At 76.2% G+C, this 15000-nt stretch carries 13 protein-coding genes; 6 read left to right on the forward strand and 7 right to left on the reverse strand.

Annotation, left to right across the window (positions count from 1 at the left end):
• Entirely contained in the window at nucleotides 1-1362 is a 1362-nt protein-coding gene (locus F1D97_RS03145; protein ID WP_236122280.1) for a M20/M25/M40 family metallo-hydrolase, read from the reverse strand.
• A gap of 175 nt (nucleotides 1363-1537) precedes the next feature.
• On the opposite strand from F1D97_RS03145, the gene F1D97_RS03150 reads away from it, so the two are divergent.
• Complete coding sequence (locus F1D97_RS03150) at nucleotides 1538-3337, forward strand: SLC13 family permease (RefSeq protein ID WP_236122281.1); 1800 nt, start codon at nucleotides 1538-1540, stop codon at nucleotides 3335-3337.
• Here the strand turns inward: F1D97_RS03150 and F1D97_RS03155 are convergent.
• The 4 genes from F1D97_RS03155 to F1D97_RS03170 all read right to left on the reverse strand — a co-directional run bounded on the left by F1D97_RS03155 (nucleotide 3312) and on the right by F1D97_RS03170 (nucleotide 8987).
• On the reverse strand, nucleotides 3312-3995 hold the full coding sequence (locus tag F1D97_RS03155) for an HAD family hydrolase (protein ID WP_236122282.1): 684 nt from the start codon (nucleotides 3993-3995) through the stop codon (nucleotides 3312-3314). The two genes, F1D97_RS03150 and F1D97_RS03155, sit on opposite strands and share 26 nt — an antisense overlap.
• 66 nt (nucleotides 3996-4061) lie before the next feature.
• Nucleotides 4062-5306 carry a M20/M25/M40 family metallo-hydrolase gene (locus F1D97_RS03160; protein ID WP_236122283.1) on the reverse strand — a complete coding sequence of 415 codons (1245 nt, stop codon included), beginning with the start codon at nucleotides 5304-5306 and terminating at the stop codon, nucleotides 4062-4064.
• A 130-nt stretch (nucleotides 5307-5436) separates the two neighbouring features.
• The gene (locus F1D97_RS03165; protein ID WP_236122284.1) at nucleotides 5437-7188 is read right to left on the reverse strand and encodes a TOMM precursor leader peptide-binding protein; all 1752 of its coding nucleotides are present in this window, start codon (nucleotides 7186-7188) and stop codon (nucleotides 5437-5439) included.
• On the reverse strand, nucleotides 7179-8987 hold the full coding sequence (locus F1D97_RS03170) for a hypothetical protein (RefSeq protein WP_236122285.1): 1809 nt from the start codon (nucleotides 8985-8987) through the stop codon (nucleotides 7179-7181). Before F1D97_RS03170 ends, F1D97_RS03165 begins: the two co-directional genes overlap by 10 nt.
• Nucleotides 8988-9289: 302 nt before the next feature.
• Between F1D97_RS03170 and F1D97_RS03175 the strand changes: the two genes are divergently transcribed.
• Nucleotides 9290-10195 (forward strand): AfsA-related hotdog domain-containing protein, encoded by a 906-nt coding sequence (locus tag F1D97_RS03175; RefSeq protein WP_236122286.1) that lies wholly within the window; start codon nucleotides 9290-9292, stop codon nucleotides 10193-10195.
• A 40-nt stretch (nucleotides 10196-10235) separates the two neighbouring features.
• On the opposite strand, the gene F1D97_RS03180 is transcribed toward F1D97_RS03175, so the two are convergent.
• Entirely contained in the window at nucleotides 10236-10862 is a 627-nt protein-coding gene (locus F1D97_RS03180; RefSeq protein ID WP_236122287.1) for a ScbR family autoregulator-binding transcription factor, read from the reverse strand.
• A gap of 137 nt (nucleotides 10863-10999) precedes the next feature.
• Entirely contained in the window at nucleotides 11000-11578 is a 579-nt protein-coding gene (locus F1D97_RS03185; protein ID WP_236122288.1) for a hypothetical protein, read from the reverse strand.
• A gap of 288 nt (nucleotides 11579-11866) precedes the next feature.
• Here F1D97_RS03185 and F1D97_RS03190 point away from each other — a divergent pair, with 288 nt between their 5' ends.
• From F1D97_RS03190 to F1D97_RS17460, 4 genes are all read left to right on the forward strand, one after another.
• Complete coding sequence (locus F1D97_RS03190; protein ID WP_236122289.1) at nucleotides 11867-12052, forward strand: antitoxin; 186 nt, start codon at nucleotides 11867-11869, stop codon at nucleotides 12050-12052.
• Nucleotides 12053-12229: 177 nt separating this feature from the next.
• The gene (locus tag F1D97_RS03195; protein WP_236122290.1) at nucleotides 12230-12937 is read left to right on the forward strand and encodes an FhaA domain-containing protein; all 708 of its coding nucleotides are present in this window, start codon (nucleotides 12230-12232) and stop codon (nucleotides 12935-12937) included.
• Nucleotides 12938-12958: 21 nt separating this feature from the next.
• On the forward strand, nucleotides 12959-13513 hold the full coding sequence (locus F1D97_RS03200; protein ID WP_236122291.1) for an FHA domain-containing protein FhaB/FipA: 555 nt from the start codon (nucleotides 12959-12961) through the stop codon (nucleotides 13511-13513).
• 4 nt (nucleotides 13514-13517) lie between these two features.
• Nucleotides 13518-14996, forward strand: coding sequence for a PP2C family protein-serine/threonine phosphatase (locus tag F1D97_RS17460; RefSeq protein ID WP_317618937.1), 1479 nt, complete (start codon nucleotides 13518-13520; stop codon nucleotides 14994-14996).
• Nucleotides 14997-15000 lie beyond the last annotated feature (4 nt).

Below are 15000 nucleotides of genomic sequence, written 5' to 3' on the forward strand. Positions count from 1 at the left end.
TCAGTCCCTCTCGGTCGAGGCCAGCTCTCGCCAGAACGTCGCCATCGCGACGACGGTGCGCCGCAGCTCGTCGAGCAGCAGCCGTTCGTCGGGTCCGTGCATGTTGGAGTAGCCGTCGCTCGCGCCGAACAGGATCTTCTCGGCGGCGGGCTGGGCCTCGTGGAACGCCATGACGATGGGGATCGACCCGCCGAGCGCCATGGTCCCGGCGGGTGCGCCCCACGCGGTGGCGAGCGCGCGTTCGGCGGCGCGGAACGCGGGTCCGCCGGTGGGCGTGAGGATCCCGTTGCCGGCCTCGCCCACGGTGACGTCGAGCGTGATGCCGAACGGCGTCTGCGCGCGCAGGTACGCGGCGAGCGCCTCGCCGGCCTCGAGCGCGGGCTGCGCGGGGTGCACGCGCAGGTTGAGCACGGCCTTGGCGGACGACGCGACGGCGTTGAGCGGCGCGGACGTCGGCGGGGCGTCGAACCCGATGATCGTCACGGCCGGCCCGGACCAGATGCGTGAGCCGAGGTCGCCGTCGCCGACGAGCGGCACGCCCGGCAGCACCTCGGCGAGCTCGCGGAACTCGTCGTCGGTGTACGCGGTGCCGGTCCACGGCTCGCGCCGCAGGCCGGGGACGACGAGCGCGCCGTGCTCGTCGTGCAGCGACGCGAGGGCCCGCACGAGCGCGGTGCGCGCGTCGGGTGCGGCGCCGCCGAACTGCCCGGAGTGCTTGTCGGAGGCCAGCGTGCGCGCCTCGACCGTGACGGTGACGGACCCGCGCAGCCCGATGGTGAGCGTCGGCTGGCCGGGGCGCACGCTGCCGACGTCGGCGATGACGATCGCGTCGGCCGCGTACGTCTGCGGCGACTGCTGCGGGTGCTCCTCGAACACGCTGCCGAACTCCTCGTGCCCCTCGAGCACGAACCGCAGCGTCACGGGCGGCTTCCCGCCGTACAGGCGCAGCGCACCCGTCATCGCGGCGATGTTCGCCTTGGAGTCCGCGACGCCCCGCCCGACGACCCGGTCCGCGCCGACCTGCGGCTCGAACGGCGGCGAGCTCCACAGCGCCTCGTCACCCGCGGGCACCACGTCGTAGTGCGTGTACATCAGCACGGTGGGCGCGCCGGGCGGCCCGGGGACGTCCGCGAGCACGGTCGGCGCGGTCATCCCGTCGAGCAGGAGCTCCTCGACGTGCTCGACGCCCGCGGCCCGCAGCTCGTCGACGACGAGCGCGTGCGCCTCGAGCAGCGGCTCGGCCGGGAAGCCAGTCGTCGCGACCGACGGGATCCGGGACAGGCGCACGACCTGGTCCACGAGGGACGGCATGAGCTCGGCGGCACCGGCCGCGATGGCCTCGTCGCTCAGCGGAGCGGTCATGTCGGCACGTTAGCCCTGGTCCGCGCGTCCGGATAGTGGCGCGCGTCCCGTTTCGTCCGGCGCACGGACCGAGGCGGATCCCTCGTCGCCGTCCTGTCGACGCGCGGGCCGCGTCGCGGCAGACTCGCAGGCGGGCGCCGCGCCGCGCGGCGACCGGGCGCGGGAGGGCGTACGGGTGAGCGACGCGACGACGAGCCTGCTCGTGCTCGGCGCGACGGTCGCGCTGTTCGTGTGGAACCGGGTCCCGGTCGGGGCGGTGGCGGTCCTGTGCTCGCTCGCGCTGCTCGTCACGGGGCTGGTCGACGCGGCGACGGTGGTCGCGGGGTTCGGCGACCCGATCATCATCTTCATCGCGTGCCTGTTCATGCTCGCGGGCGGGCTGGAGCAGTCCGGCGTGACCGCCTGGGCGGGGCGTCAGGTGGTGTCGCGCGCGGGGACCAGCCGCGGGCGGCTCGTCGTCGCGCTCATGGCGCTCGGCGCGGTCCTCACGGCGTTCGTCACGCCCAACGGCTCGGCCGCCGCGCTGCTGCCGGTCGCCGTCCTCGCGGCACGCAGCGCGGCCCGCTCGCCGTCCACGCTGCTCATGCCGCTCGCGTTCGCCGCGAGCGCGGGCGGGCTGCTCATGCTCTCCGCGTCGCCGGTCAACGTCATCGTCTCCGACGCCCTGGCCGCGACCACCGGTGAGCCGCTGGGCTTCTTCGAGATCGGGGTGGTCGGCGTCCCGCTCGTGCTCGTGACCATCGCGGTCGTGCTGGTCCTGGGCCCGCGCCTGGTGCCGCACCGCGACGCGCACGACCTGCCGGCGGACCTGTCGGGCCATCTCGACACGCTGCTCGAGCACTACCGGCTCGACGAGGGCTTCACGCGCGTGCGGGTGCGGCCCACCTCGCCGCTCGTCGGCGCGGACCCGACGGCCGTGCCCGTGCCCGAGGGCGTGGTCGTCGTGGGCGTGCAGCACGCGGACGGCGCCCCCGGTGACGTCGGCGAACGCGTCCTGGCCGGCGACGTCGTGGTCGTCACCGGTACGTCGTCGCAGGTCGCGCGGCTCGTCGACGACGCCGGGGTCGACGTCGTCGGGACCCCGCTCACGCGCGCGACGCGCGAGGCGCTGCTCGGCCGCGAGGCGGGGCTCGCGGAGGTCGTCGTGCCGCCGCGCTCGTCGTTCATCGGGCAGCGCGTGTTCCCCGGGCAGGTGCGCTCGGGCCTCACGGTGCTCGACGTGCGGCGGCTCGGGCGCGACCGCGGGCCGCAGGAGACGGTGGTCGCCGAGGGGGACCTGGTGCTGCTGCACGGGCCGTGGGCGGCGGTCGAGCAGCTGCGCCGCGACACGGACGTGCTCGTGGTCGACGACCCGGGCGCGGTGCGTCGGCAGAACGCGCCGCTGGGCCCCGCGGCGTGGCGCGCGCTGGCCGTCATGGCCGTCACGGTCGCGCTGCTCGCGTCCGGCGTGACCGTCCCCGCCGTCGCGGGGCTCGTCGGCGCGGCCGGGATGGTCCTGCTGCGCGTGCTCACGCCGCAGCAGGCGTACCGGTCGGTGTCGTGGCAGGCGCTCGTGCTCATCGGCGGCCTCATCCCGCTGTCGGCCGCGATCGCGTCGTCGGGAGCGGCGGACCTCGTCGCGGGGTACCTGGTCGACGCGGTCGCGGGCGGGGAGCCGCGCGTGCTGCTCGCCGCGCTGTTCGTCCTCACGCTCGTGCTCGGCCAGGTCGTCAGCAACACCGCCACGGTGCTCGTCGTGACGCCCATCGCGCTGTCCGCCGCGGCCGACACGGGTGTCTCGCCCGCGCCCGTCCTCGTGCTCGTCGCCGTCGCCGGTGCCGCGTCGTTCCTCACGCCCATCGCGACGCCCGCGAACATGATCGTCATGGGCCCGGCCGGGTACCGGTTCGGTGACTACTGGCGCCTGGGGATCGTGGTGACCGTCGCGTGGTTCGTGGTTGCGATCGGGCTCATCCCGGTGGTGTGGCCGACCTGAGCGCCCCCGCGCGCGCCGACGGCAGCACGCGCCAGCCGTGCCGGGCCGCGGCCGCCGCGAGCACCGGGTCGTCCCCCACGACGACGCCCGTGCCGACCGCCTCGAGCATCGGCAGGTCGCTGCCGTGGTCGCCGTACGCGACGCAGTCCTGCGGGCGCACGCCCCGCTCGGCCATCACGCGCCGTGCGACGCTCGCCTTGCTCTCGCCCACCACGGCGTCCGTCGCGACCCCCGTGAGCACGCCGTCGCGCTCCTCCTGACGCGTCGCGAACCACGCGTGCGCCCGCACCGCGCGCGCCACGGGCGCGACCGTCGCCGGCGGCGCGCCGGACACGAGCACGACGAGCGTGCCCGCCGCACGTGCCGCCGCGAGCTCGTCGGCCACGGGTGCGTGCCACACGTCCTCGCCGAGCCCCGCGAACCAGCGTTGGCCCAGGTCACGCAGCTCCTCGGCGCGCTCGCCCGCGAACGTCGCGTAGTACGCGCGGCTCACCGCGTCCCGGTCGGGTCCCCGGTCGAGCGACGCCAGGTGCCCGACGACCGCACGGACCTCGTCCGACGAGCGCCCCCGCTCACGCAGGTAGGCCACCAGGAAGCCCGCCATCGAGTTGACCGTCAGCAGCGTCTCGTCGACGTCGACGAACGCGATCGCGTGCACCCGTCCACCCCCGCGCGCCGGCCCCGCACCCTGCGCAGCCGTGCGCGCCAACCTAAACCCGATCGGTCACACCCCGAGCCACGCCCCCGCGGCCACGAGCAGCGCGCGCGTCGCGTGCACCACCGCGTCCGGGTGCGGCGCGAAGTCCGGCGCGTGGTTGCCGGGCAGCGACGGCGGCGTCGCGGTGCCGCGGTCGAGCGCCACCTCGGTCACGAGCGCCGGGTCGCTGACCCCGAGGAACCAGTACACGAGCGGGCAGCGCAGGCCGCGCGCGAGCGCACCCACGTCGTCGCTCGCGGGCGACGGGCGCGTGAGCACGTACGTCGGCACACGGTGCCCGACGAGCGCGCGGTGCACGCGCTGCGCGGCGCGCGGCTCGTTGCGCACGTCCCCGAACTGCGCGACGCGCTCGACCTGCGCGGGCCGCGGGCACCCCGCGCGGTCCGCGACGTGCCGCGCGAGCACGCCCACCTCGTCCGCGACGACGCCCAGCACGTGCTCGTCCGCGCCGCGCAACACCAGGTCCGCGCGCACCACGTGCGGCAACGTGTTGTGCGACGCGCCGCCGTGCACAGCGCTGACCGTGAGCTCGACGCCCGCCTCGCGCGCGAGGTCACCCGCGGCTGCGAGCACGTCCAGCAGCACCGCGACCGTGTCGACGCCCCCGTCCGGGAACGCGACGTGGCCGCCCGTGCCGTGCAGCGTGAGCGCGAGCGCGACCGACGACGAGAGCACCGCGCCCGCGCCGATCGTGACCGCTCCCAGCGGGTCCGGGCTCACGTGCTGCGCGAGCAGCACGTCCGGCCGCGGCACGGTCCGCGTGAGCCCGTCGCCGAGCATCGCCGCGGCGCCCCGGCCGGACTCCTCGTCGGGCTCCAGGATCGCGACGACCGTGCCGGACCACGCGTCGCGCGTCGCCGCGAGGTGCTCCACGGCGGTGATCAGCGCCGCGACGTGCACGTCGTGCCCGCACGCGTGCGACACCCCGACCTGCCGGCCGCCGAGCGTGGTGCGGCGGCTCGACGCGTACGGCAGCCCGGTGGCCTCGACCACCGCGAGCGCGTCCAGCTCCGCCCGCACCGCGACGACCGGCCCGTCCCCGTTGCGCAGCACGCCCACGACCCCGTGCCCGCCGACCCGCGCGCGCACCCCGGCACCCGCGGCCCGCAGGTGCGCGAGCGCACGCGCCGAGGTCTCCCGCTCCCGCCCCGACAGCTCGGGCGCCGCGTGCAGCGTCCGGTACAGCTCCCGCGCGTGCTCCGCCCGCTCGTCGGACAGGGTCGCGAGGTCGGGCGCGGTCGTGGTCGTCACCGCGGTGCCCGGGCGTCGCCGCCCGGTCCCCGGTGCGCGGCCGCGGGCCCCGTGCGCTCGCTCGTCCCCCTGCGACGAGCGAGCGCACGAGCGGGTCCGTGACCGTGTCCGTGGTGGCTCGGCTGCGGGCTCACGGGAACGGGTGCGGGGCCGGATACGGTCGAGGGTCGTCGTCCCACGGCTGTGCTCCCTCCAGGATCGCGGCGCCCCGCGCGAGGCGCGGGATGCCCAGGACGCGGCGGTGGCGGTGCCCGAAGGTCAGGGGCACGGTGCCCGGGACCAGGACCTTCACGGCGTGCACGCCGAGCCCGTCCACCAGCTCGGGTGCGCTCTGGTCGACGACGACCACGTCGAGCTGCAGCGCGTGCGCGCGCTCCAGCAGCAGACCCAGCGCGTAGGCGACGTCGCCGGTGGGCAGCGCGTGCCGTGCGTGGTGCTCGGTCTCGGTGAGCGTGCCGGCCGGCGCCTCGAGGAACGGCCACAGGTGGCGTGCCTCCCACAGCGCGTACAGCCCCGCGTGGTCCTCACGCGTGCGCACCAGGTCGAAGTCGTCGAGCATCGCCCGGCGGCGCTCGGCCGCCGACGGGCTGTGCGCGCGCAGGTGCGTCACGCAACGCTCGACCGCGACGCGCACCGCGGTCCGCGCGTCCGGTCCCACGCCCGACGCGACGGCCAGCGCGGGCGCACGCCCCGAGCGCACGGCCTGCTCGTCGCCGGTGACGACCGCGAGCGCGACCGGCACCCGCAGGTCCGAGGTCAGGTCGAGCACCCGCAGCCGCAGGCCCCGCTGCGCGAGCTGGTCGCGCGCCGCCGCGAGCGCACCGCCCGCGGTGGGCAGCACCTCGACGAGCCGCGCGCGGGTGTACCAGGCGAGCAGCGCCGCGTCCCGCTCGACGACCTCGAGCAGCCCGTGCAGCACGGCCTCCTCGCGCGTCGCGCCGACCGCGCAGCCGTTCGACGTGGCGTGCAGGAACCGCGCCCCGACGCCCTGCTCGGACGCGTACGCGACGTGCTCGGGCACCAGCACCGCGCGGTCCTCGCGCGTCGAGCGGGCCCACACCCAGCTCGTCGTGCGGCCGCGCGCGAACGGCTCGTACGACGACCCGCCGCCGACGAGGTCGTGCTCGCCCAGGCGTCTTGGGTCGACCGCGTGCGCCGCGACCTCGTCGAACGCGGCGACGACGACCGGAACGGACGGGCGGCGGTACCCGCCGAGCACGCGCTCGAGGCCCTCGAGGACCGCCGGCACCTCGCTGTCGGCGTACGTCGTGGCGCGCCCGTGCCCCGTCTCGAACCGTGCGCGGCCCGGGACGACGGCGGTGGCGACGACGCGCGCGAACGGCGACTCCTCGTCGGGCTGCACGTGCGTGACCGGGCCGAACCGCGGGTCCATGAGGTGTGCGCGCAGCGCCTCGCGCGACGCGGTGCGGGTGCGCAGCGGCGCGGCCAGCGCGGGCTGCGGCGTGCGCACGTCGAGCGGCTCGGGCGCCTGCGGGGGCAGCGCGCACACGACGCACGCGGGGTGCGTCAGGAAGTGGTGCGTCGTGAGCTCCCCGGTGGCGCGGTCGAGCGCGAGCACCGCGCGGCGCCACACCGTCGGCTCGTCGGCCAGCACGCGCTCGACCATCGCGCGCACGACGCGCGACCAGTCGAGCCCGACCGGGCAGGGAGGGCCGCCCGCGGTGCCCGGCGACACGTCGGTCCACCAGGCGAGCGCGCAGTCCGCGCACCCGCCCTGCCCGTCCGGCACGACGAGCGGTCCGACCAGCACGTGGCTGCCGTGCGCCCGCACCGCGAGCGACCCTCCCGCGGCGGTGAGCCGCGCTCGCCCCTGCGCGAGCGCGACAGCGACGGCGTCCGCGACGTCGCTCGTCACGTCCATGACGCCACCGCCGCGTGCACGCCGACGCCCCCCCAGCCGTCGGCGCGGTCCGGTTCGACGAGCTGCACCGCGCCCGCGGCGACCGCGGCCCGTGCCCACGCGTCGACCTCGGCGCGCACGGGCGCCGAGCGGGTGTCGAGCACGTCGAGCACGGGGTCGGGCGTGACGAGCGCGGCCTGCGACGACTGCCACTGCGCGAGGCCCACGGCCCGCAGCAGCGCCCCGGCCGCTGCGGCGGCCGGGCTCGTCGCGACCGCTCGCCCGAGCAGCTCGCCGTCCGCGTCCCGCACGTCGACGCGGCACAGGCCGCTGCTCGACCTGGCGAGACCGACGCCCACGCGCACCCCGAGCCGGCGCGTGAGCGACGTGTGCAGGCGGCTCGCCTGCGCGTCGAGCGTGAGCTGGTCCAGCGGCACGGGCCGCCAGCCCAGGTCGGAGCGCTCGACGAGCCGTGCGACCGCGTCCGCGCGGGCCGCCGCGGCGGCGACCCCGAGCCCGAGGCTGCCCGCGCGGTGGACCGCCGGGCCGGCGGGGACGCGCAGCGCGTCGAGCACGACGTCGACGCGTGCGGCTGCCGTCGTCGTGCCGATCCCGCCGAGCGTGCGGCCCTCGTCGTCGACGAGCGCGGCCAGGCCGACGGGCGACTGCGGCAGGTCGAGCGGCAGCGGCTCGCCGACCGCGCCGAGCACGGGGTCCCACACGGGCTCGAGCCGCGCGAGGGCGACCGGGTCGGCGGGGACGTCGCGCGTCGCCCACGCGTCGACGTCGAGCACGCGGCCGTCGCGCCCGAGGCGCGGCAGCGCCACGTGCGGACGCCGTTCGCTGACCAGGCCGCTCGTGGTGACGAGGTACCGCGGTGCCGGGGCAGGAGGCGCGGGCTCGACCTCGCGCGCGCTCGAGTCGAGCGTGGCGAGCGCGAGCTGCGCGCCGACGAGCTCGGCCAGCAGCGCCTCGGGCGCCGACGGGGCCTCGTCGTCCTCGCCCGGCCCCTGGGGCCGGACCCCGGGCCGCGGCGCGGACCGGTCCCCGGTGGTCCCCGGGGGCTCGTGGCCGCCCGAGCGCGCCACGCGCTCGAGCGCCGCGGCCTCGAGCCGCTCGTCGGCGTCGCGGTCGCACGGGCCGACGACGACCGTGCGCGCGTCGCCCGCGGCGAACGCGACCGGGCGCCACGACTCGTCGGCCGCCTGCCGCTCGACCCGCGCGAGCACGAGGCCAGGGACCGGTGCGGGCACGGTCGCCGGGACGGACCCCGCCGAGCTGCGCGGCGTGGGGTGCTGCGGCCCGGGGTGCTGCGGCTGGGGCTGCTGCGCCTCGGGGTGCTGCGCCTCGGGCTGCTGCGGCTCGGGCTGCTCCACGACGCGCGCGTACCCCGCGGCCCCGAGGTGCGCCACGACGCTGCGGACGACGGGCCCCGCACCACGGACACGCAGCGTCGTGGAGGCGACGAGCCGCGCCGCGGCCGCGGGTCGGCGCGTGACGGCCTCGAGGTGGTCGAGCGCGGGCACGGGCTCGGTCGGGGGCTCGACCTCGCGCAGCAGCTGGTGCGCGTCGAGCCGCTCGAGGATGCCCGCGACCACGGCGCGCCCGTGCTCGGGCACCGCCGCGAGCAACCGGTCGGGGCGCACGCCCGCGCGGAGGACGGGCTCGATCGCGGTCCACAGCGCCTGGGCGTCCGCGCCGTCGACGATCACCGCGCTCGAGCCCGCGCTGACGGCGATGCGGCCGTCGAGCTCGCGCGAGCGGGTGCCGCTGCGCAGCCGCACCTCCCCCCGCGGGTCTCGTGTCGCGATCGCGTCCATCGTGCTTCCTCCCACGCGTCGGGCGCCTGACCGCGCCCGGCGGTCGTCTGCCGGCGCCGGACGCGGGCCGCTGGTCTCGCCCGGGGCGACCTGCCGGTGGTCACCCGTGGAACGAGCAGAAACAAACCGAACGTCCGGCTTAGTTGAGGATGGACCACCGGGGTGCGAGCCGTCAACGGCTCAGACCAAGGCGACCTTCTCGGCAAACGAAACCGACCGCCCGTCTTGTTATGACCGCCCTCGGGGTCTAGCGTTCACTTGCACGGGAGGGCGTGCCGGACGCCCGAGACGTGGAGGCAGCCATGCAGCGCAGCAGCTTCGACCAGCGGTACGTCCACAAGCTCGACCCGTGGGCGATGCTCGTCACCGACGTGACGGGGCCGGGCGACGGCGCCCGGCTCGACCCGCAGACGCCGTGGGACGTCGACGTGGTCCTGCCGCTGGGCATCCCGCACCCCGTGTACGCCCACCAGAGCGCGGTGCTGCTGGCGCTCGAGGGCTTCCGGCAGGCGGGCACCGCGCTCGCCCACGTCGCGGGCGGTGTGCCCCTCGGGCACGCGTTCATCGCGTCGCGCGTCGCGATGAGCTGGGTGGTCGACCCGACGACGTTCGTCGGCGACGTCGCCGCGCGCTTCACGTTCCTCACGCGCTCGGCCGACCACCGCCGCGGCACGCTCGTGCGGCACGTGTTCGACGCCGAGGTCACGGTCGACGGCGAGCTCGTCGCGCACGCGTCGGGCGACCTGCAGTGCGTCGACCCGCGCGTGCACGCCCGCCTGCGGGCCGGCGCCCCCGCGTGGCAGGACGTCGAGCACCGCCACGACCCCGCGGCCCTGGGCGACGTGCGCACGACGACGGACGCGCTCGAGGCGTGGCTCGGCTGGGAGGCCGACGACCGCATGGTCTTCGACCACGGCGTCGACCACGTCCCCGCGATGCACCTGGCGCGCGCGGCGATGACCGCGCACCACCTGCTGACCGCCGCCGAGACCGTCACCGCGATCGACGTGCGGTGCACGCGCTACGTCGAGCTCGACACCGTCGCGGACGTCCGCGCGGTGCGCGACGGCTCGACGACCCGGACCGAGGTGCTGCAGGGGGGCACCCCGGCCGCGGTCATCACCTGCGCGAGCGGGACGCTGCCGCTCGACGAGCAGGTGGAGGTCCCGACCCGCACCGAGCAGCCGGTCCGGAGCGCGCTCGTCTAGGGCGCTGCGGGCGACGAGGGCGGCCCCGCCGACGGCGACGTCAGGCGCGCTGGAGGATGTCCGGGATCACGTGCTCCCGACCGGGCGCGACGATGCCGGGCAGCAGCACGGTCCACATCTCGCGCAGCCGGTCCATGAGGTCCTCGAGCCGCGTGGACGCGAACGACGCGGTCTGGATCCCGGTGAAGGCCGCGACGAGGAACCGGGACAGCACCTCGGGGTCGATCGTGTCCCGCACGTCGCCCTGCGCGATCGCGTGGCTGATCACGGCCGCCGTGGGCGCCGCCCACGCGTCGTACGTCGGGCCGCGGTCGTCGCCGCCCTCGGGGACCTCGACCGCGAGCCGCATGGCCGCGAGCGCGACGACGTCGTCACGCATGAGGTCGCCGAGCGCGTGGACCATCGAGACGAGGATCGCGAGGGCCGACAGGTCGCTGGACGCGAACTTGTCCTGCAGCTCGTCGTTGAGCTCGCGCTGCCGGTCGATCACCGCCTGCGCGAGGAGCTCCTTGGAGCGGAAGTGGAAGTACATCGCGCCCTTGGTCGCGCCCGCGCGCTGCGCGATGTCCGCGATGCTCGCACCGGCGAACCCGTGCTCGATGAACTCGGCCGCGGCTGCCTCGACGATCGCGTTCCTGGTCGCCACCGCGCGCGCCTGCTGCGCCACGTCGCCCTCCCTGCTGTCGGTGCAGCGGCAATATACCCGCGCAACCGGGACAAAGCATACCGGCCATCCGTCTTTTTTTGGTCGGACGACCGGCCGCTTCCCCGGCGGGGAGACCGAACGGCGCGCGCGTCGGCGCGTCAGGCCACCGAGGGCGTCCGCGCGCGCGTCACGCCCTCGACCGCGGCGGCCAGGCCGATCCGCGGCGCCAGACCGTCGACCTGCACGACCGCGGCAGGGCCGTGCGCGCGGTAGAGCTCGACGAGCGAGCGCAGCTCGTCGCGGCCGCCGAACGGGCACGTGAGCTCGAGCAGCGTCGTCGGCCCGTCGTGCACCACGTACGTGACCTCCGAGTCGAACCCGAAGGACGGCGCGACGCGGAACCGCACCGAGCCGACCTCGACCGGCGCGGGCAGCACGCGGCCCCGCACGTGCGAGACGCCGAGCAGCGTCGCCAGACCTCGGCGCTCGTCGTCGGGCAGGCCCTCGCACGCGTCGAGCGCGTCCATGTCGACCAGCACCACGCAGCCCGTGCCGGGCTCGTCGTCCTCGTCGTGCGCGCCCGGGTGCCAGGAAGCGTCCACCTCGAGCGTGAGGAACCCGTCGTGCGCGCTGTACGCCGTGCGGACCGCCTCCATGCGCTCCTCGAGCGGGAGGGCCTGCAGAGGGTTGCGGCGGGAGGTGGTCACGGCACCGCACGAGCACGAGATGGTCACCATGCCCCCAGGGTGGACCCCACCACCCACACGGACCACCGGCCACGCCGGGCCGGTGCGGATCGGCACGACGTCACCCCGACCCCCCCGACCTCGTCCCGACGTCACCCGGGCGCCGGCCGTCCGGTCCGACCGTCCGGTCCGCCCGGTTCGGGTGGGGTTCGGGTGCGCCACGCGGGTCACCGGGGAAGACTGACCGTGCGGCGGTCCTACCCACCGGCCCGTCGGGCGGCGAGAGTGGGGGCACCACGCGCGCCCCGCCGGCGCGCGACGACGCGAAGGAGGCGTGACATGGGTCTGGACGACCTGATCTCGAAGGCCAAGGGCGCCCTCGACGGCCACGAGGACCAGGCCAAGGCGGCGCTCGACAAGGCCGCCGAGGCGGTCAAGACGCGCACGGACGACAAGACCGACCAGACCGTCGACGACGTCGTCGAGAAGGCCAAGGACTTCCTGGACGAGCAGAAGAAGTCCTGAGCCGACGCACCGTCGCGGCGTCCGCGCCCCGTCGGCGCGCACCTCCTCGCGGGTCCGTCCCGCACGGCGGCGACGTGCGACGACGGGGCGCGGATACCATCGACACGGGAACGACGACGATCGCCACGTGACGGTCGGGTCGCCGCGTGTGCCGAGTGAGCCGAGAGGAGGTGGGTGTTGGGTTTCCTCGACCGATTCGAGAACGGGGTCGAACGGGCCGTGAACAACGTGTTCGCGAAGACGTTCCGCAGCGAGCTCAAGCCCGTCGACATGGCCAGCCGGCTGCGCCGGGAGGTCGACGAGCGGGCCGCCGTCGTCGGGCGGGACCGCACGGTCGTGCCGAACGAGTTCACGATCGAGCTCTCGACCCCCGACTACGACCAGGTGGAGGCCTGGGGCGCGGAGACGCTCGCCGACGAGTTCGCGGCGAACGTGACCGACTACGCCGCGGGCCAGCGCTACGCGTTCGTCGGCCCCGTGACGGTGAGCTTCGCGGAGAACACCGAGCTCGAGGCGGGCCGCTTCGAGGTGCACTCCGCGACCGTCCGCGGCGCCGTGGCGCCCGCGACGAGCGCCGCACCGAGCCCTCGCCACCCGCTGCTCGACATCGACGGGCAGCGCTACCTGCTCACCGGTCCCGTCACGGTCATCGGCCGTGGCTCGGAGGCCGACATCATCGTCGACGACCCCGGCGTGTCCCGCCGGCACCTGGAGATCCGGGTCGGCCCGGAGTCGGTGGTCGCGACAGACATGGGCTCGACCAACGGGCTGTTCGTCGAGGGCCACAAGGTCCCCGCGGCGACCCTGCTCGACGGCAACACCCTGACCATCGGCCGGACGCGGATCCTGTTCTGGACGGGCGGCGACCAGGACGTCGACGAGTGACCGGCCGGTGACGCCCACACGATGAGCGAGCTGACCATCACCCTGCTGCGGCTGGGCTACCTGGCCCTGCTGTGGGTCCTCGTGCTCTCGTCCATCGCCGTGCTGCGCCGCGACCTGTACGGCACGCGCATCACCAGGCGCCGCTCGCCCGCGGCGCCCGCCGCCGGACCCGCCACGACCTCCGGCCCGTCGACCGCCCCCACCCCCGTGGTCGCGCCGCGCTCGTCGCGCGGGCAGCGCGGGTCGCAGCGCTCGTCCCAGCGCGGCGCGCAGCGCGGTGCCCGGCTCGTCGTGACGCAGGGCCCGCTCACCGGGACGATCCTGCCGCTCGCGCAGTCCGCGGTCGTCGTCGGGCGCGCCCCGGGCTGCACGCTCGTGCTCGAGGACGACTACTCGTCGTCACGGCACGCGCGGATCTTCCCGCAGGGCGGCGCCTGGTACGTCGAGGACATGGGCTCGACCAACGGGACGTTCGTGCACGACCAGTCGGGCGACCACAAGATCTCGGGCCCGACGCCGCTCGCGCCCGGTCAGTCGGTCCGCGTGGGCCGCAGCGTGATCGAGCTGCAGGGGTAGGCGGATGACGGTCGCGCTGCGCTACGCCGCCAGGTCCGACGTGGGACTCGTGCGGAGCAACAACCAGGACTCCGCGTACGCCGGCCCGCACCTGCTCATGGTCGCCGACGGCATGGGCGGGCACGCGGGCGGCGACGTGGCCTCGTCGGTCGCGGTGGCGACGTTCGCGCCGCTGGACGACGAGTCGCACGGTCCCGACGACGCGCTCGACGAGCTCGAGTCCGCGCTCGACGAGGCGCGCGACGAGATCAAGGCCCGCTCGGGCGCCGAGCCGGAGCTCGCGGGCATGGGCACGACCGTCACGGCGATCCTGCGTGCGGGCAACAAGCTCGCGATGGTGCACCTGGGCGACTCGCGCGGCTACCTGCTGCGCGACGGCGTGCTCACGCAGGTCACCACGGACCACACGTTCGTGCAGCACCTGGTCGACATCGGCCGGATCACGCCCGCGGAGGCGGAGCACCACCCGCAGCGCTCGGTCGTCATGCGCGTGCTGGGCGACTTCGACGCCGACCTCACCCCGGACCTGTCGGTGCGCGAGGCGCGCGTGGGCGACCGGTGGCTGCTGTGCTCCGACGGCCTGTCGGGCTTCGTGAGCGCCGAGACCATCGGGACGACGATGCGCGAGCTCACCGACATCGACTCGTGCGCCGACCGGCTCGTGCAGCTCGCCCTGCGCGGCGGCGGCGGTGACAACGTCACGGTCGTGCTCGCGGACGTCGTCGAGCTCGACGACCTGCCCGACGGCGCGGCTCCGGGCACGGCGCCGCAGGTCGTCGGCGCGGCCGCCACGACGCGCGACGACCCGACCGTGGCCGCCGACGGACCCGCGGCCCGCGCCGCGGAGCTCGCGCAGGCCGCGGCGCGCGCGCAGAAGGCGGGCCTCGCGGGCGCCCGGCCCGCGGACGACGAGGACGGCGCACCCGAGGAGGTCGCCGACGACGAGACGGTCGCGGACCCGCCGCTCGACGACGAGGGCGACGACGACCCCGCGCGCCCGCGCCGGGGCCGCGCGCTCGTCGCGGGCGTCGCGGTGCTCGCGGTCCTCGTCGCGCTCGTCGTCGGCGGGTACGCGTGGACGCGCACGCAGTGGTTCGTGGGCGTGGACGGCGACGAGGTCGCGATCTTCCAGGGCGTCCCCGAGTCGCTCGGGCCGGTCACGCTCTCGACCGTCGTCGAGCGCACCGGCATCACGCTCGACGACATCGCGTCGCAGTACGTGCGCGACCGCGTCGTGCAGACCATCAACGCCGACGACCGCGCGTCCGCCCGCACGCTCGTCGACGAGATCGTCCTGGTCGACGACGCCGACCCCGACACCGGCTCCCGGCCCGGCGCCGGCGACGACCCCGTCCCGGGCGTGACCGCCGAGCCGAGCACGGAACCCGACCCCACGCAGCCCGCGACCGACCCGACCGGCGAGCCGACTGCGACGTCCACGCGTCTCGCGACGCAGGCGGCCGGCGCCGGCTCGGAGGGGTGAGCGC

Source organism: Cellulomonas palmilytica, assembly GCF_021590045.1.
Taxonomy (GTDB): Bacteria; Actinomycetota; Actinomycetes; order Actinomycetales; family Cellulomonadaceae; genus Cellulomonas; species Cellulomonas palmilytica.